Raw genomic sequence first — 17,195 nt, forward strand, 5'->3', positions numbered from 1 at the left:
TGGTTACCTGTGTCCGGCATCAACAGGTAACGCAGTTACCGCATCCTCCCGCATTGGGGGTAACGTCGCAAGGGGATTCGGAAGGTAGCGTGCAGCCATGAGTGAGAGATCGCCCGCGCCCGGTGGCCTGGAGCTGGTCGAGTCCCTGGTCAACACGCTGGACCTCGAGTCGGGCGCGGACTCGCTGGACACGGCCGAGGGGCGGGCGCGCTTCGGGCTGGCCGAGGAGGACATACCCGGCGCGCGGGAGTTGCGGGAGTCCCTGCGCGTTGCCCTCCTTGCCCACGCGGGACATCCGCCGCACCGCGCGGCGACGCCGCTCGGCGAACTGCTGGCGGCGGGTCCGCTGGTCGTCACGGTCGATGCGGCCGACGGCTCCGCCGACCTGCTCGCCGCGGACGGCGGCTCGCTGCTGTCCCGGGTGGCGGTGGCGATCGCCCAGGCGCTCGGTGACGGCACCTGGGCGCGGCTGAAGGCGTGCGAGGCGGTCGACTGCCACTGGGCGTATTACGACCGCAGTCCGGCGGGGCGCGGCCGGTGGTGCTCGATGCAGGTGTGCGGTGCGCGGGCGAAGATGCGGAGGTATCGGGCGAAGTAAGCCCTTTCCAAGCGGGGTTGAGCGACCCTTCCGCGTCGGGCGGTCCGGGTGGGGCAGAATGCGACAAGACGCCGTTTCGGCCGACTGAGCCTCGGCCGAAACGGCGTCGTCCGTCTCGGCGGCGGAGTCATTCCGGCGCCGGCGCCTGGGCGCTGCGGCGAGATGGGTCAGGGCCTTCCGGCCCCGTGACTCAGGCCGTCGGCCGTCCCATCGCCCGGTAGCTCCAACCGGCCTTCCGCCACACCTCCGGGTCGAGCGCGTTGCGCCCGTCCAGAATGACCCGCGCCGCCGCGACCTCGCCGAGCGCCGCCGCGTCCAGCTCGCGGAACTCCCGCCACTCGGTCAGGTGCAGTACGACGTCGGCGCCGCGCACCGCGTCGATCGTGGTGTCGGCATAGCCGAGGGTCGGGAAGAGGCGGCGGGCGTTGTCCATGCCCTTGGGGTCGTACACCGTGACCTGGCCGCCCTGGAGGTGGATCTGGCCGGCGACGTTCAGCGCGGGGGAGTCCCGGACGTCGTCCGAGTCGGGCTTGAAGGTGGCGCCGAGCACGGCGACGCGCTTGCCCAGGAAGGGGCCGCCGCCCAGCGCCTGCCGGGCGAGCTCCACCATCTGCCCGCGCTGACGCATGTTGATCGAGTCGATCTCGCGCAGGAAGGTCAGCGCCTGGTCGGCACCCAGCTCGCCGGCGCGGGCCATGAAGGCGCGGATGTCCTTGGGCAGACAGCCGCCGCCGAACCCGATACCGGCCCGCAGGAACTTCTTGCCGATCCGGTCGTCGTGGCCGATGGCCTCCGCGAGCTTGGCCACGTCGCCGCCGGCCGCCTCGCAGACCTCCGCCATGGCGTTGATGAAGGAGATCTTGGTGGCGAGGAAGGAGTTGGCGGAGGTCTTCACCAACTCGGCGGTGGGGAAGTCGGTGACGACGAAGGGGGAGCCGGCCGCGATCGGCGTCGCATACACCTCGCGCAGCAGCTTCTCGGACCGCTCGCTGCGCACGCCGACCACGATCCGGTCCGGGTGCAGCGTGTCCTGAACGGCCAGGCCCTCGCGCAGGAACTCGGGGTTCCAGGCGAGCTCGACCTCACCGCCGCCCGGCGCGAGCTCCAGGATGCGGGCCGCGAGCCGGTCCGCGCTGCCGACCGGCACGGTCGACTTGCCGACGACGAGGTTGGGTCCGCGCAGATGCTTGGCGAGCGACTCGACGGCCGCGTCCACATAGCTCATGTCGCAGGCGTATTCGCCGTGCTTCTGCGGGGTGTTCACACAGACGAAGTGCACGTCACCGAACTCGGCGACCTCCGCCCAGTCCATCGTGAAGCGCAGCCGCCCGGTGGAGCCCTCGATGCCGGCGACGTGCTTGCGCAGCAGCTCCTCCAGGCCCGGCTCGAACATCGGGACCCGGCCCTCGCCGAGCATCTCGATCTTCTCGGGCACCGCGTCGAGCCCCAGCACCTCGAAGCCGAGCTCGGCCATGGCCGCGGCGTGGGTCGCGCCGAGGTAACCGGTGCCGATCACGGTGATCTTGAGGGCCATGGGGACTCCAGAAAAGGGGACGGTGCCGTGCGGCCCCGAGCATAGTCGGAGGCTCTGACGGGCAGCTTCCCCGCTGTCGCCAAGCTCACGTATCCCTCCCGTGGGCCGCCCCCTAAAATTTGAGTTACTTAACGGTAGTTAGCGCCAGCTTCGCACTGACCGCACAGCGTCCTTGGAGCGTGAGAGACCTTGGCCGGATCGGCTGAATTCGACCTGTACCGCCCGTCCGAGGAGCACGACATGCTCCGTGACGCCATCCGCTCGCTGGCCGAGGCGAAGATCGCGCCGTACGCGGCCGCCGTGGACGAGGAGGCCCGCTTCCCGCGTGAGGCGCTGGACGCGCTGGTGGCCAACGACCTGCACGCCGTCCACGTGCCCGAGGAGTACGGCGGCGCCGGCGCGGACGCCCTTGCCACGGTGATCGTCATCGAGGAGGTGTCCCGCGTCTGTGCGAGCTCCTCCCTCATCCCCGCGGTGAACAAGCTGGGCTCGCTCCCGGTGATCCTCTCCGGCTCCGAGGACCTGAAGAAGAGGTACATGACGCCGCTCGCCAAGGGCGAGGGCATGTTCTCGTACTGCCTCTCCGAGCCCGACGCCGGCTCCGACGCGGCCGGCATGAAGACGAAGGCCGTCCGCGACGGCGACCACTACGTGCTGAACGGCGTGAAGCGCTGGATCACCAACGCCGGCGAGTCCGAGTACTACACGGTGATGGCGGTCACCGACCCGACGAAGCGCTCCAAGGGCATCAGCGCCTTCGTCGTCGAGAAGTCCGACGAGGGCGTCTCCTTCGGCGCCCCCGAGAAGAAGCTCGGCATCAAGGGCTCCCCGACCCGCGAGGTCTACCTGGACAACGTTCGCATACCGGCGGACCGCATGATCGGCGAGGAGGGCACCGGCTTCGCCACCGCGATGAAGACGCTGGACCACACCCGCATCACCATCGCTGCCCAGGCGCTCGGCATCGCCCAGGGCGCCCTGGACTACGGCAAGGGCTATGTCCAGGAGCGCAAGCAGTTCGGCAAGCCGATCGCCGACTTCCAGGGCATCCAGTTCATGCTCGCCGACATGGCCATGAAGATCTCGGCCGCCCGCGCCCTGACCTATCAGGCCGCCGCCGCCTCCGAGCGCGGCGACGCCGACCTGACCTACCTGGGCGCCGCCGCCAAGTGCTTCGCGTCGGACGTGGCCATGGAGGTCACCACGGACGCCGTCCAGCTCCTCGGCGGTTACGGCTACACCCGTGACTACCCCGTCGAGCGCATGATGCGCGACGCCAAGATCACGCAGATTTATGAGGGCACGAATCAAGTGCAGCGCATCGTCATGGCGCGCAACCTGCCGTAACCCCACGGGATTTGATGGTGATGGGTGCCCGGACCTCCGGGCACCCTTCACTCGTTTGGACCTGTTTCACCGTCTTGCGGCGGAACAGGGGCAATCGTGCCCTGTGCGGCATCTGGTGGGAATTGTTCGCGTCCGCCCGATGGCGCGGCGCGGCGGGCGGGCGTAGGACGGAAGGGCACGGGGCCCGCCCCCGGGTTCCCGCACCCCCCAGGAGGAGCCATGACCCAGCCCCAGACGATGCCCGCGATGAGCAAGGAGATGCAGGACTGCGTCGACGCGTGCCTGAACTGCCACAGCATCTGCGAGGAGACCATGAGCTCCTGCATGCAGATGGGCGGCCAGGCTCAGATGCAGATCATGCGGGCGCTCATGGACTGCGCCGAGACGACCCGCATGTGCGCGGACATGATGATGCGCCGCTCGCCCATGTCGGCCGAGATGTGCGCGATGTGCGCCAAGGCCTGCGAGATGTGCGCGGAGGCGTGTATGTCCATGCCGGACGATCCCCAGATGATGCGCTGCGCAGAGGCGTGTCGCCGCTGCGCCACGACCTGCCGCGCGATGGCCGGCGCCACGATGTGACGACCGCCTGACAACGGTCGAGGGCACCCCGCCGGGGTGCCCTCGCTGCCGCCGTCGGTGCCTCAGTTGCCCGAGACGGTGACCTTCTCGTCGTTCTTCAGCTGCTCCACCAGCGTCTTCACCTTCGCGGTGTCCCACTGGAGGTTGCCGTTCGCGGAGTTGCCCGAGATCGGCATGTTCATGGACTTGCCCTCGCCGCTGCTGACGCCCTTCATCGCCCAGAACATGGACGCCAGGTCCCACAGGCCCATGTCCTTGTCGACGATCAGCGAGTCCAGGCCGGCGCCCATCGTCGGGTACAGCTTGAAGGGGTTCAGGACGGTGCTCGGGGTCGCCACCTGGTTGGCCAGCGCCGAGAGGAACTTCTGCTGGTTCTTCGTACGGTCCAGGTCGGAGCCGGCCAGCGCGTACCGGGTGCGGACGAAGGCGAGCGCCTCCTCGCCGTTCAGGGTCTGCTTGCCCTTCTTGAGGTCGGCACCGGACTTGGAGTCCTTGATGTCCTGCGGGATGTCGATCTCGACACCGCCGACGGAGTCCACGATGTTCGCGAAGCCCGCGAAGCCGATCTCGACGTAGTGGTCGATGTGCAGACCGGTGTTGGACTCGACGGTACGGACCAGCAGTTCGGGTCCGTCCTCCGCGTAGGCCGCGTTCAGCTTCGTCTGCCTGCCGGTGCCCTCGAAGAACTTCCCGGAGTCCGAGCCCTTGAACGACGGGATCGTGACGTTCGAGTCGCGGGGCAGGGAGATCAGGGTGTCGCCGTTGCTGCCGGTGTGCAGGATCATCATCGAGTCCGTGCGCTTGCCGTCGGCGGACCCGGTGTGCAGCTCCTTCTTCTGGTCGTCGGACAGCCCCTCGCGGCTGTCGGAACCGACGATCAGGTAGTTGGTGCCCTCGCCCGCCTCCGGCCGCTCGATGACCTTTGACAGGTCGACCTCGCGGTTGAGCTTGGAGTCGGCCCAGAAGTAGGTCGCGACGGACGTCACGAGCAACACCGTCACCAGCGTGATGGTCGTCACCTTGATACGGCGCCGCCAGTTCGGCGCGGGACGCGGCTCGCGCATCCCCCCGTCGTCGCGGCCACCCCCGCCACCGCCGTACACCTGGCCGGTGTTGTAACCGCTGTCGTACCCGTCGTCGCCGTAGCCGCCGTGGCCCTGGCCGTTCACGTACGACTGCTGCTGCGGCACTCCGCCGTAGCCCTGGCCGGGGGGCGCCGCCTGGCCGCGGCGGACCTGCCGCATCACGCGCGCGCTCTCGGGCTGCGCGCTCGCGCTGCCGCGTCCGTAGCGGTTGCCGCGGTTGTCGTCGGGTGCCTGGGGCCAGTCATTCATGCGCCCCAGTGTGCAGGGCATGGCCAGGTCACTTACAAGGTTCGGCGGAAAATAGAGGCACGGCTGTTGCGAACCCAACACAAAGTCCGCGAATGTCGACGCGGCATAAGGTGGAGGCCATGACAGACCAGGTCACCGCCGCAGAGTCGGGCACTCCGGAGATCCCGGGCAAGCCCACCTCCGCATCCCGCACCACACTCAGCCACATCATGACCCACAACGACACCAACCTGCTCGGGACGGTGCACGGCGGTGTGATCATGAAACTCGTCGACGACGCCGCGGGCGCGGTGGCCGGCCGGCACAGTGGCGGCCCCGCCGTCACCGCGTCCATGGACGAGATGGTCTTCCTGGAGCCGGTCCGCGTCGGCGACCTCGTCCATGTGAAGGCCCAGGTCAACTGGACCGGCCGGACGTCGATGGAGGTCGGCGTACGGGTCCTGGCGGAGCGCTGGAACGAGTCCGCGCCACCCACCCAGGTCGGCTCGGCCTACCTGGTCTTCGCCGCGGTCGACGCCGACGGCAAGCCACGACGCGTCCCCGAGGTACTCCCGGAAACCGAACGCGACAAGCGCCGCAACCAGGAGGCCCAGATCCGCCGCACCCACCGCCTGGCCCGCAGGCGCGCCATCAAGGAACTGCGCGAGAAGAGGGTGGCGGAGGGATACGAGGACTGAGGGGGCTGCCGAGGGTCGCCGGAAAACGGGGCCTCTCGCGAGCTAGGCGCACCCCGCCTCGTCGCCCCGTACCACCGTCGCCTGGCCCTGTGTCGGGTCCTCGGCCCGGACCTTGCGCACCTTCTTGAAGTCCGTCCCGGCGATCACCTTCAGGGTGGGGCCCAGCCCCTTCACGGGGCGCAGTTCGCTTCCCGGGAGTGCGGCTGCCAGGGACTTCGCCGAGCGGTCCCAGCCGGGGTCGTGGGCGACGACCGTGCGCTTCACGGACCGGTCCGCCGCGGTCGCCGGGCGGCCCGTCGTACGGAACCCGGCCGCCGCGAGCGCAGCGTCGACCCGCTTGCCGAGCTGCGCCGTCGCCGTGCCGTTCTCCACCTGGACGCGGATCTGCTGCGGGGCGACCTCCACCGGGACGGCCCTTCTCTTCGGCCGTTGCGCTGCCAGCGGCTTGTCCTCGCGCAGGGCCCGGAAGAGGCGTTCGGCCTGTGAGGTGTTCCACTTCACCGTGGAGCCGAGGCCCTTCACCTCGTATGCCAGCTGCCCGATCGGCACGGTCGTGAACTCCGACGAGGACGGCGAGAAGTTCCGCATCGCCCGCCCGAGGTCGAGCAGTTCACCCGTGCCGAACCCCTTGTCGGCCCGCACCGACCCCAGCACCGCCCGCGTCACGTCCCTGAACCGCATCGGGTTCAGCAGGATCCCGGACGACGTCGCCCGCTCGATCAGCGCCGCCATGAACCGCTGCTGCCGGTGCACCCGGCCCAGGTCGGAGTCGCTGTCGACGTGCCGCGCGCGGACGTACTGCAACGCCTCCCCGCCCATCAGCCGGTGTGTGCCGGCCGGCAGGTCCAGCCCGGTGTAGGAGTCCTTCAGCGGCTCGGCCGTGCAGATCCGCACGCCGCCGACCACGTCGACCGTCTTCATGAAGCTGGTGAAGTCGACCTCCAGATAGTGGTCGATCTTCACGTGCGTCATGTGCTCGACCGTGCGCACGGTGAGGTTCGGCCCGCCCTCCGCGTACGCCGCGTTGATCTTGATGGGATGGGCCTTGCGGCCCTCACCCGCGGGCACCTCGGCGTACGAGTCGCGCGGCAGGCTCACCACGCTCGCCCGCTCCCGGTCCCCCGAGATGTGCACGATCATGATCGTGTCGGTGCAGTGACACGGGGCGCCACCGAGCCGGTACCTGCGCCGCTCCTCCTCGCTGATGCGGTCGCGGCCGTCCGTGCCGACGAGCAGGACGTTCATCCCGTTCCCGGCCTGAGGCCGGTTCTTCATGTCCTTGAACGGGTCCACCCGCGCGATCTTCGCGTCCAGGCTGGTGACCACCGCGTGCCCGATCCCGGCGGACGCGAGGACCACGACGGACAGCGTGGTCACCGCCCGCATGGCCCACCGGGGCCGCCTCCGCCGTACGGGCGCGGCCGGCCGCGCCCCGCCACGGGGCGGCCGCGGGCTGCGCTGCGACGGGGCGGAAGAGCGGCGGGGCGGCGTGGGCATGGGGGGATACCTCCGCTGGGGTTGCCCTGGGGGCCGTACGTGGGATCCGTGAGCACCGTAGGCCCATACGATCTGCTGCCCGGAGCACCAGCCCCGGCGGGGCGCACCGGTGTCCCCCGTTCGCGGTAACGTGAGGCCCCTATGAACGCCAATCCCGACGTGCAGCTCCCCGCCGTGTCCGTCATCATGCCCGTCCTCGACGAGGAGCGGCATCTGCGCGGAGCAGTCCAAGCGATCCTCGCGCAGGAGTACGCCGGCGAGATGGAGGTCGTGATCGCCCTCGGTCCGTCCACGGACCGCACGGACGAGATCGCCGCCGAGCTCGTGGCCGAGACGGCATCGTCCGAGAACAAGCGCGTACACACCGTCCCGAACCCGACCGGCCGCACCCCCGCCGCCCTCAACGCCGCGATCAAGGCCTCCCGCCACCCGATCGTCGTCCGCGTCGACGGCCACGGCATGCTCTCGCCCAACTACATCACCACCGCCGTACGGCTCCTGGAGGAGACCGGCGCGCAGAACGTCGGCGGCATCATGCACGCCGAGGGCGAGAACGACTGGGAGCACGCCGTCGCCGCCGCGATGACCTCGAAGATCGGCGTCGGCAACGCCGCCTTCCACACGGGCGGCGATGCGGCCCCCGCCGAGACGGTCTACCTCGGCGTCTTCCGGCGCGAGGCGCTGGAGCAACAGGGCGGCTACAACGAGGAGTTCATCCGCGCCCAGGACTGGGAGCTCAACTTCCGGATCCGGGAGGCGGGCGGGCTGATCTGGTTCTCGCCCGAGCTGAAGGTGTCGTACCGCCCGAGGCCGTCGGTGAAGGCCCTCGCCAAGCAGTACAAGGACTACGGCCGCTGGCGTCATGTCGTCGCCCGCTACCACGCCGGCTCCATCAACCTGCGCTACCTCGCCCCGCCGACGGCGGTGTGCGCGATCGCGGTCGGCCTCGTGCTGGGCGCCCTGGTCACCCCCTGGGCGCTGGTCGTCCCCGGCGGCTACCTCGCAGCCATCACCGCGGGCTCGCTCCCGGCCGGCAAGGGCCTCCCGCTGAAGGCACGCCTCCAGATCCCCGTCGCCCTCGCCACCATGCACATGTCCTGGGGCTACGGCTTCCTGACCAGCCCGCGAGCCCTGGCGAGGAAGGTCATCGCCTCCCGACGCCCGGCCGTGCTCAGCGTCGACAGCGCTGGTTGAGCCCGCTGGGCGGGGCGCCCGTCACCACGTGAAGTCCGGGTCGACCTTCATACAGGCCTTGGTGTCGGAGGCGTTCAGCGCCTCCGCCGTGTCCGGCGTCCTGTCGTCCTGCTTCGGGGCCTTGTACGCCGTACCCTCCCGCCAGTCCGCGCCGACGACGAGGGTGACGCCGGAGACGTCCGTGGACCTCTCGACGGCGTCGGCCGGGATGCCGAGGGCCTTGGCGAGCCGCTGGGCGTCGCCCTCCAGGTCGGCGCTCGGGTAACGGACGAGGGTCGTGTCCGCGATCGGCGTGGCCGAGGCGTCCGCGACGGCCTGGGTGAAGCCCTTGTCCACGAGCAGCCCGGCGACGGTGGTCGCGCGGCCCTGGGCCGGGGCGAGGACATCGGTGCGGGTGCCGTTCTGCACCTGCACCGCGATCTCGCCGTCCGCCGCGGCCGGATCGGTGGAGGTCTTCTCCTCGGTGGCCTTCTTCTTGTCCTTGCCGTCGAGGGCGATGTCCTCACGCACCAGCCGGAACAGCTTGGTCGCGTCCTCGGTGGGCTCGACACGCGAACCGACGTAGCGGTTGGGCATCGTCGTCATGGTGATGCGCGAGGTCGGCACCTTCTTGAGCTCGCCGGCCAGGTCGTAGAGCTTGGCCACCGTGCCCAGGCCCGGGTCGACGGTCAGCGCGTTGGTGGCCGCCTCGGCGAGGGCGCGGAGCTTGCCCGGGTTGCTCAGCTTGGCGTTCTTGCGCAGCTCGCGGACCATCGAGTTCATGTACTGGTGCTGCGCCTTGGCGCGGGCCAGGTCGCTGCCGTCCTCGAAGCCGTACCGGGTGCGCAGCCACTGCAGGGCCTGCTCGCCCTTGACGTAGGTCGTGCCCTTCTCCAGCTTCAGCCCGGAGCCGTGGCCCTGGCTGTCCTTTGAGTGGATGTTGGCGTTCACACAGACCGGGACGCCGCCGATGGCGTCCGCCATCGACACCACGCCCGAGAAGTCGATCATCATGAAGTGGTCGATGTGGATGTCGGTCAGCTTCTCCCACGTCGCCACCGTGCACCCCGGGCCGCCACGGCCGAGCGACTGGTTGGTCATCGCGCGTTCGCGGGCCTGGTAGACGTCCCCGCTGTCCGGATCCGTGCACTTGGGGATGTCCACCAGCGTGTCGCGGGGCATGCTCACCACCGACATGTTGGTGCGGTCGGCCGAGACGTGCAGCAGCATCTGGACGTCGGCGAGGGGGATGCCGCCGAACGTCTCCTTGGCGCCGCCGAGCTTCTGGTTCTCTTTGCTGTCCCGGGCGTCCGAGCCGATCAGCAGGATGTTCAGCGGCGTCTGACCGGCGGCGTTCGCCTCGGTCCGGGCGGCGCGGTCCTTGGCGTCGCCGATGTTGAGGTCGTCCTTCTTCAGGTTGCCGTTGAGGTGCTGGTAATAGAGATACCCGGCACCCGCGGTGCCCAGTATCACCACCGCCAGAACCGTCGCCGACCAGCGCAGCGCCCGCCGTCTGCGGGGCCTGCCGTCGGTCCCGCGGCCGCCCCCGGAACCCCCGCCACCGTGCCGGCCGCCCTGGTCGGCCGGCGTGTCCTGGTCGGCCTGCGGCGTGAGGGACATGGTGTCCTCCACCGCGGGGGCCTCCCCTCGCACACTGCTCTGCGCCAACTGTCTGCCCTTCCCCACCCTTTGCCCGACACGGCTCCGCCCCGCGCCGGACCTCCCTGTCCGGTGTGGAGCGAACCATGTCGGACCACCCTGTCCGACGCCGGTTCGCAACCTGTCAGACCCCTGTGGGTCCGAGCCCGGTTGGCCACGTGTCGGCAAAATCCACGCCCGGCACGGCCGCGTGGTGTGTCGGGCCAACGCCGCCTGACACAACCGTGTCTTGCGTCAGACCAACGAGAGTCGGCCACAGTTGCGTTCCCCGCCGGAGTTTCCGTACCGGAGATTTTGTGGCCTTTGAGCGGAACGGGCCCGCCTCACCCCGAGCAGGCGGGGGAGACGGGCCCGTTGAGTGACTACTTCGCGCACTCCACCTTGTCGGCCGTGGACTTCTCCACGTCGGGCGCCTTGCTCGGAGCCGTGAGCGATACGCCCGCACCCTTGAAGTCCTTGCCCAGCGTCAGCGTCATCGTGGGCAGGCCCTGGGAGTTGGTCACGCTCTTGCCGGGCTTCATCGCGGACCCGGACAGCCCCATGATCGCGGCGAGCTGCCGTGCCTGGTCCGCCTGGTCCGGCGCGTACTCCAGCGTCGTCTTCGACAGCGTCGCCGGCGCGTTGCCCGCGTTCTCGGACTTCTCCACGCCCTCCTCGGTCTGCAGCCAGGTGAGGGTCTCCTGCGCGCTGCCCGCGGGCGCCCCGCCGTTGTAGACCTGCACCCGCACATCGGCGGGGTCGGCCTTGGTGCCCTTGAGCCGGGCGGCCACGGCGGCGGCTTCCTTCTTCTTCTGCTCCTTGACCGCGGTGAAGGAGACGTCGTTCTGGATCGCCTGGAAGACCTGGGGAGCCGTGGTCGGGTTGGGGACGACCGTCGCCCGGACCTTCTCCGTCGGGTTGTCGATCACCGGAATCGTCGTGAAGGTCAGGTTCTTGGTGTCGAGCTTGCCGAGCTCCAGGCCGAGGTCCTTCAGCTTGTCGATGCTGTCGAGCGCCGAGTCGACGGTGAGCGCCTTCGTGCCCGCCTCGGCCAGCTTGATCATCTTCGACGGGCTGGTGAGGGTGTCGTTCGACTTCAGCTTGCGCATCAGCGCGCTGAGGAACTGCTGCTGGAGCCCGATCCGGCTCAGGTCGCCGCCGGTGCCGACGGCATGCCGGGTGCGGACGAAGGCCAGCGCCTGCTCGCCCTCGATCACATGCTCGCCCTTGGGGAGGTTGAGCTTGGAGTCGGGGTCGTCGATGTCCTTGGCGAGGCACACCTCGACGCCGCCGACGGCCGACGTCAGCGTCTTCACGGCGTTGAAGTCGGCGACCATGAAGTTGTCCGCCTGGATGCCGGTCAGCTCGGTGACCGTACGCACGGTGCAACTGGGCGTACGGTCCTCCTGGCCGAGGCTGGTGTTGAAGCGGACGCCGGTCTCGCCCGGGATGACCTTCGAGGAGCCGTCCTCCTGCGTGGTCGGGCAGTCCGGGATGTCGACGATCAGGTCACGCGGGATGCTCAGCGCGGTCGCGTTCGAGCGGTCCTTCGAGACGTGCAGCAGGATCGTGGTGTCGGCGTGCCCGGCGCTGCCCGAGTCGCCGTACTTCTCGTTGCCCGCGCCCGTGCGCTTGTCCGTGCCGATGAGCAGGATGTTGATGGCCTTGTCCTTCGAGAAGCCACCGGTGCTCGCGCCGTCGTCGGAGACGGACTGGATGTTGTCGTTGAGGTGCTCGATGTAGAGATACGCGCCCGCGGCGGCGGCGACCACCACGAACGCGGTGATCCCGCCGGTCCAGAGCAGGGCCCGCTTCGCCTTGTTCTTCTTCACCGGCCGCCGGCCACGCCGGCCCGGCGGCTCCTCGGGCGCCCCCTTGCGCCTGCGCTGCGACGGGACCTCACGGCCCGGCGCGGGACGCGTCTCGCGTGCGGGGGCGGCGGTGCGATTGCGTACGGCACCTCCGGCGCCCGCGCCGCTACCCGCACCCCCGGCAGCAGTCCCCCCGGCAGTCTTGCCGCCGGCCCGGGAAGCCGCTCCTGCCCGGGAGGCGGATCTGCGGGGTCCGGGCACCGACGACTGCGCTGCGGAAGGAGCCAGTCGCAGTTCGTATTCGCCGGTGTTCGGATTGAGCACCCACTGGTCTGCGGGATCGATGTCGTCCGCCCGCCCACGGCCTTGCGCGTCCACGGTTGTCTGAATCCTCCGTCGGGGCCACGCGGCGCCTACCCCTCCAAGGCGCTCGGGTCTCGGTCAAACAGTGCGCAACCGTAACTACGGCTGGGTGCACCGGATCGCTCACACTATCCGCCCAGTTCAGCGTCAAGCGACGACGGTGACAAATTCCACGTCCCTACAACTGGGCAATCCGGCGCATTTCTTTGAACTGGGGTTCGTCGACTTGGTGAGCGCTTTACCCGCAGGGGTTCTGGGCGGCGGTGTTGCCGCGGAAGGTGGGCGCCGGGGAAGTGCGGTCCGAGGGCTCGGGCCCCTGGGGCGTTTCAGACGAATTCACGACTTTCACCGGGGCGTCGACGCGCAGTCGCTCGAAGAGCCGCTCGGCTTCGGGTTCCACGAGTTGGTCGCGATTGGCGTTGTAGATGTACGACTCCCTCGGGACCGTGAGGAATTGCACGCGTTCGGTGGGGATGTCGCGCACCCCACGCGCAAGTTCGTACAAACCACGCAAGCTGGCCAGGTCCGGGTCCGTGGTGAGGGAGGAAGTGGCGGCGTCCAGCACCGGATAGAGACGGACCGGGTTCAGCAGGACGTCGTTGCTCTGCACCTTGTGCACGAGCGCGGCGAGGAAGCGCTGCTGGCGGTCCATGCGGTCGGTGTCGCTGCCGTCGCCGAGGGTCTTGCGGGCGCGGACGTAGCCGAGGGCCTGCTCGCCGTTGAGGCTGACCTTGCCGGCCGGGAGTCTCAGCTTGGCGGCCTTGTCGTTGATGGGCTTGCTGAGGCAGATCTCCACGCCGTCGACGGCGTCGACCATCTCCTTGAAGCCGTGGAAGTCGACGACCATGTGGTGGTCGACCCGGATGTCGGTCATCCGCTCCACGGTCCGGATGGTGCAGGCCGAACCGCCCATCTGGAAGGCGTAGTTGAACATCGCGAACATGGGCTCGCTGCGGGAGCCGTTGGGCTTCCGGCACCCGGGGACGTCGACCATCAGGTCGCGGGGTATCGAGACGGCGGTGGCGCTGCGGCGCTTGCCGGAGAGGTGCAGCAGGATGGTGGTGTCGGAGCGCTCGGTGCCGGAGTCCTTTCCGTAGCGGCGGTTTCCCTGGCCCGCCCTGGAGTCCGACCCGATGAGCAGGATGTTCTGGGCGCCGCTGACGAGTGCTGTGGGGCGCTCTTTCTCATACCGGGCCAATTCGGCTGCGGCGGCCTCGTCGGGCGTGATGTTGGAGTTGAGCTTCGCGTACACGGCCCACCCGGCGCCACCGGCGGCAATGACCACCAGCCCGAGCCCAATGGCTCCCCGCCGCACCCACCGCCGTACGGACCGCTTGTCTCTGCCCGCCCTACTGCCCGCGGGGCACGCGCGTGCGGAGTCGGTCACGGCTGGGTCCACCCCTCAGTGCGTAGTGCGTGCGGTGTGGGCTGCTGTTACCACCGTGGCGTGGATGGGGGTGGGGGCGGGTGGTGGGGGGCTGAACGGGTGACGGTTGCCTCGGCGGTTGGGCGAGGGTGCCTGCGGCGGCCTGTGGCTGCTTCGCTGGAGGTTTGCGTGGCGCCTGCGGTGCGGTGGGTGGTCGGGGCCGTGCCGGGGGTGTCCGTCCTCGGACCTGCGGTTGGGGTTGGGCAGGGGGGCGCTGTTTCTTGACGCCGGCCACTGCGGGCGGACGCCCCCCGGCACGTTCCCTTGCCGCCGTGGGCGGGTGCGGCGCCGCCGGGGTACGCCCGCCGCCACGGCCACTGTGCGACGCCGGTCCCGGCATTCCAGCCCGTCCGACATACGGGGGGCGAGAGCTGTGCACGCGCGCAGACGGCACTTGTCGGTGCCGGTGCCGGCATTTCAGCCCGTCCGGCGTTTGAGGACGAGGCCGTTCAGGCCGAGGGGGGGCAGGGGGCGGAGCCCCCTGGCGGGGTCGAAGGGGCGGAGCCCCTGGGGAGGGGGTTCGTCGCAGGGCCGGATGACGAGACTTCCGGAATTGCCGGAGGCTACCGCGCGGTCGCCGTCACCCGTTCGGCCTCGATGCGCTTGGCCAGGGCGTCCTCGCCCAGGGATTCGACGTGCCGGCACAACACCACGGACCCCCCGGTCGCCAGCGCCGCGTACAGCCCCGCATTGAGCCCCTCCCAGGTGTCGTAGGGAAGAGCGGAGAGAATCCGCGACCCCGGCCCCGTGAGCCCCAGCCCCGTCGCCTCGGCCTGCGCCCGCTCCACGACCTCGGCACCGCTGAACTCCCGCCCGGCCACGATCAACGCGGGATCCTCGGGATCAACCGGTGCGTACGGTGCGAAACGGTCACCCTGACTCGGTACCTCCACCGCGTAGTCGGCGAAGCCGGCCGGCGGCTGCGGAAAGCGGCCCCCCAGCGGACGTAGCGCCAACGCGACCCGCTCCCCCCGGCACGCCCGCGCCGCCTCCAGCCCCTCCGGCCCGCTCACCACCACGTCGGCCGCCGCCGGATCCCCGCCCACGTCCGCGATCGTGCCGACCGACGAGCAGGCCAGCAGCCAGACCGCGGTCTGCCAGTGAGTGGGGAGCAAGAGCGTGACGCGGTCGCCCGGACCGGCCCCCAGGTCCCCCTGGAGCAGATTCGCGGTCTTGGCCACCCAATTGGCGAACGTGGCCACGGACAATTCGACGCGTTCCCCGGTGGCGTCGTCGTAGAAGGTCACCAAGGGGCGGCTCGGATCCGCGGTCAGCGCGGAACGCAGCAGGTCGGCAGGGGTGCGATCGGTGGCATTCACCCGCGCAAGCGTACGCGGACACGCACCCGCGCACCCCCCGCCGGGACCATCCGACCGCCACCGGTTCGGACGAATCGCATGCCGACGCCCCGTCAGCTCCCCGATGGACAGGTTTGTATGGCTATGCCCAACATCATTGGTATGCGTGGATTTCTTGCTTCCTCAATCGGTGTCACGTGCGCGGCCGCTCTGGCCCTCCCGCTCACCCCACCTGCCGTCGCGGCGACCGCGAGACCGGCGCTCGGAGCGGAAGCCGCCACGAGCGCAGGGACGGTGGCCGGGCCGGCGATGCGTCAGCCGGGCGACGGGTCGCACGTCCCCGGCAGCACCCAGTCGCTGCCCCTCACCCCCCTCGACGGCGACCGGGTCAGCGGTGCTCCCGCCGAACAGGGCCTGTCCCCCCGCGGCGTAGGCCATTTCTCCCTCGTCGGCGTCATCTGGGACGACCCGGACGCCGAACTGCACGGCCGTGTCCAGGTCCGCACCCGCGCCGTCGGCACGGGCACCTGGTCCGGCTGGCAGGACGTCGAGACGCACAACGGCGATCACGCGGCCGACCCGGGCACCGACGAACGCACCTCGGGCCGGGTCCGCGGCTCCACGGCGCCGTTGTGGGTCGGGGAGTCGGACGGCGTTGAGGTACGGGTCACCCCGGAGGCGACCGGGTCCGCCGGGCCGCGGCCGACCGGGGAACCCGAGAATGCCTCCGAGGAGCCCGAGGACGGCGTGGGGGGCAGTGGTGAGGACGCGACAGCCCGCCCCGAGGCCGGCTCGACGCTTCCCGACGGGCTCCGCCTCGAACTCGTCGACCCCGGCGACCCCGCCCCCGCGCAGGGCGGCGACACCGCCGGCGCCGCCCGCCCCGGAACGCTCAACCCCGAGACCGTCGAGACCGCCGAGTCCCTGGCCGCCTCCGCCGCCAACGTCGATCTCGCGCCCGTAGGTGCCGCCGAGATCCCCGAGCTCGGCCGGGCCGCCACCGAGCGGGAGCTGCTGGCGCTGCGCGGTACCGAGTTGACGCAGGCGCAGCGGGCGAAGCCGTACATCGGGCCGCGGCCGCGCATCGTCACGCGGCGCGGCTGGGGCGCGAACGAGAGCTGGCGGGAGCGGAGTTTCGTCTACACGAAGAAGGTGCAGGCGGCCTTCGTGCACCACACGGCGTCCGGCAGCAAGTACTCCTGCTCGCAGGTCCCCTCGCTCATTCGCGGTATCTACCGCTACCACGTGGTGAGCATGGGCTGGCGTGACGTCGGCTACAACTTCCTCGTCGACAAGTGCGGAAACATCTACGAGGGGCGTGCCGGGGGAGTGGCGAAGCCGGTCCTGGGTGCCCATACTCGCGGTTTCAACACCAACAGCATGGGGATCGCCGTCCTCGGCAGCTACGGCGTCACCAAGCCGACCGCGGCCTCGGTGAAGGCCGTGGCGCGGCTCACGGCCTGGAAGCTGGGGCTCTACGGTGCCAATCCGCGCGGAAAGACATACCTGAAGTCCGGCGGTGGCAATCTCTACCGGAAGGGAAAGAACGTACGACTGAATGTGATCTCCGGCCACCGGGACGGCTTCTCCACGGAGTGCCCCGGCAAGCAGCTCTACAGCAAGTTGGGCTCCGCCCGCGCCTCGGCGGCCCGCTACCAGGGGCGCTGAGAGGGCGCGGGGCCAGGGGGGCGGGGCAAGCGTCCGGACTTGCGGGGACCAGCGGGGACCCATGGGGGGACTTGTAGCGCTCGTAGCTGGACTCATGGGGGGCATGGGGGTCATGGGGGTCATGGGGTCGCATTCACCGCCGTCGGGGGGCATGAGGCGGACTGCCGCACTGCCGTCGGGGGCGTCGCACAACGGTCTGCATACACTGGCCGGCCGAAAGACAGTTCGGCCGGTCCCGGCAGGAAGCAG

The 17,195-nt window shown here is 70.1% G+C and carries 13 protein-coding genes; 6 read left to right on the forward strand and 7 right to left on the reverse strand.

Annotation, left to right across the window (positions count from 1 at the left end):
• Positions 1–97 precede the first annotated feature (97 nt).
• Positions 98–598, forward strand: a complete 501-nt coding sequence (locus OHO27_RS24950) for a CGNR zinc finger domain-containing protein (RefSeq protein ID WP_328427215.1) — start codon at positions 98–100, stop codon at positions 596–598.
• Positions 599–788: 190 nt separating this feature from the next.
• Here the strand turns inward: OHO27_RS24950 and OHO27_RS24955 are convergent, their stop codons facing one another.
• Positions 789–2,132, reverse strand: a complete 1,344-nt coding sequence (locus tag OHO27_RS24955) for a UDP-glucose dehydrogenase family protein (protein ID WP_328427216.1) — start codon at positions 2,130–2,132, stop codon at positions 789–791.
• Positions 2,133–2,321: 189 nt separating this feature from the next.
• Between OHO27_RS24955 and OHO27_RS24960 the strand changes: the two genes are divergently transcribed.
• Entirely contained in the window at positions 2,322–3,479 is a 1,158-nt protein-coding gene (locus OHO27_RS24960; RefSeq protein WP_443059584.1) for an acyl-CoA dehydrogenase family protein, read from the forward strand.
• 219 nt (positions 3,480–3,698) lie between these two features.
• Positions 3,699–4,061: a four-helix bundle copper-binding protein gene (locus OHO27_RS24965; protein ID WP_328427218.1), complete on the forward strand. Its 363-nt coding sequence runs from the start codon at positions 3,699–3,701 to the stop codon at positions 4,059–4,061.
• Between the two features lie 62 nt (positions 4,062–4,123).
• Here the strand turns inward: OHO27_RS24965 and OHO27_RS24970 are convergent, their stop codons facing one another.
• Positions 4,124–5,395 (reverse strand): LCP family protein, encoded by a 1,272-nt coding sequence (locus tag OHO27_RS24970; RefSeq protein WP_328427219.1) that lies wholly within the window; start codon positions 5,393–5,395, stop codon positions 4,124–4,126.
• A 119-nt stretch (positions 5,396–5,514) separates the two neighbouring features.
• Between OHO27_RS24970 and OHO27_RS24975 the strand changes: the two genes are divergently transcribed.
• Positions 5,515–6,072 carry an acyl-CoA thioesterase gene (locus tag OHO27_RS24975; RefSeq protein ID WP_328427220.1) on the forward strand — a complete coding sequence of 186 codons (558 nt, stop codon included), beginning with the start codon at positions 5,515–5,517 and terminating at the stop codon, positions 6,070–6,072.
• Positions 6,073–6,114: 42 nt separating this feature from the next.
• On the opposite strand, the gene OHO27_RS24980 is transcribed toward OHO27_RS24975, so the two are convergent.
• Positions 6,115–7,569: an LCP family protein gene (locus OHO27_RS24980; protein WP_443059585.1), complete on the reverse strand. Its 1,455-nt coding sequence runs from the start codon at positions 7,567–7,569 to the stop codon at positions 6,115–6,117.
• Between the two features lie 141 nt (positions 7,570–7,710).
• On the opposite strand from OHO27_RS24980, the gene OHO27_RS24985 reads away from it, so the two are divergent.
• Entirely contained in the window at positions 7,711–8,763 is a 1,053-nt protein-coding gene (locus tag OHO27_RS24985; protein WP_328427222.1) for a glycosyltransferase family 2 protein, read from the forward strand.
• 21 nt (positions 8,764–8,784) lie between these two features.
• Here OHO27_RS24985 and OHO27_RS24990 read toward each other — a convergent pair whose 3' ends face one another.
• From OHO27_RS24990 to OHO27_RS25005, 4 genes are all read right to left on the reverse strand, one after another.
• On the reverse strand, positions 8,785–10,362 hold the full coding sequence (locus tag OHO27_RS24990; RefSeq protein WP_328427223.1) for an LCP family protein: 1,578 nt from the start codon (positions 10,360–10,362) through the stop codon (positions 8,785–8,787).
• Between the two features lie 401 nt (positions 10,363–10,763).
• Entirely contained in the window at positions 10,764–12,569 is a 1,806-nt protein-coding gene (locus OHO27_RS24995; protein WP_328427224.1) for an LCP family protein, read from the reverse strand.
• A 223-nt stretch (positions 12,570–12,792) separates the two neighbouring features.
• Complete coding sequence (locus OHO27_RS25000) at positions 12,793–13,941, reverse strand: LCP family glycopolymer transferase (RefSeq protein WP_443059586.1); 1,149 nt, start codon at positions 13,939–13,941, stop codon at positions 12,793–12,795.
• A gap of 602 nt (positions 13,942–14,543) precedes the next feature.
• Positions 14,544–15,299, reverse strand: a complete 756-nt coding sequence (locus OHO27_RS25005) for a TIGR03089 family protein (protein ID WP_328427225.1) — start codon at positions 15,297–15,299, stop codon at positions 14,544–14,546.
• 123 nt (positions 15,300–15,422) lie between these two features.
• On the opposite strand from OHO27_RS25005, the gene OHO27_RS25010 reads away from it, so the two are divergent.
• Positions 15,423–16,946: a peptidoglycan recognition protein family protein gene (locus tag OHO27_RS25010; RefSeq protein WP_443059716.1), complete on the forward strand. Its 1,524-nt coding sequence runs from the start codon at positions 15,423–15,425 to the stop codon at positions 16,944–16,946.
• The last annotated feature ends 249 nt before the right edge of the window (positions 16,947–17,195 follow it).

The sequence above is a fragment of the Streptomyces sp. NBC_00443 genome (assembly GCF_036014175.1).
In the GTDB taxonomy this organism is placed as follows: Bacteria; Actinomycetota; Actinomycetes; order Streptomycetales; family Streptomycetaceae; genus Streptomyces.

Excerpts from the sequence above, each read along its gene's own strand:
- OHO27_RS24950 (WP_328427215.1), top strand. The coding sequence starts at position 98 with ATGAGTGAGAGATCGCCCGCGCCCGGTGGCCTGGAGCTGGTCGAGTCC.
- OHO27_RS24955 (WP_328427216.1), bottom strand. The coding sequence starts at position 2,132 with ATGGCCCTCAAGATCACCGTGATCGGCACCGGTTACCTCGGCGCGACC.
- OHO27_RS24965 (WP_328427218.1), top strand. The coding sequence starts at position 3,699 with ATGACCCAGCCCCAGACGATGCCCGCGATGAGCAAGGAGATGCAGGAC.
- OHO27_RS24970 (WP_328427219.1), bottom strand. The coding sequence starts at position 5,395 with ATGAATGACTGGCCCCAGGCACCCGACGACAACCGCGGCAACCGCTAC.
- OHO27_RS24975 (WP_328427220.1), top strand. The coding sequence starts at position 5,515 with ATGACAGACCAGGTCACCGCCGCAGAGTCGGGCACTCCGGAGATCCCG.
- OHO27_RS24980 (WP_443059585.1), bottom strand. The coding sequence starts at position 7,569 with ATGCCCACGCCGCCCCGCCGCTCTTCCGCCCCGTCGCAGCGCAGCCCG.
- OHO27_RS24985 (WP_328427222.1), top strand. The coding sequence starts at position 7,711 with ATGAACGCCAATCCCGACGTGCAGCTCCCCGCCGTGTCCGTCATCATG.
- OHO27_RS24990 (WP_328427223.1), bottom strand. The coding sequence starts at position 10,362 with ATGTCCCTCACGCCGCAGGCCGACCAGGACACGCCGGCCGACCAGGGC.
- OHO27_RS25010 (WP_443059716.1), top strand. The coding sequence starts at position 15,423 with ATGCCCAACATCATTGGTATGCGTGGATTTCTTGCTTCCTCAATCGGT.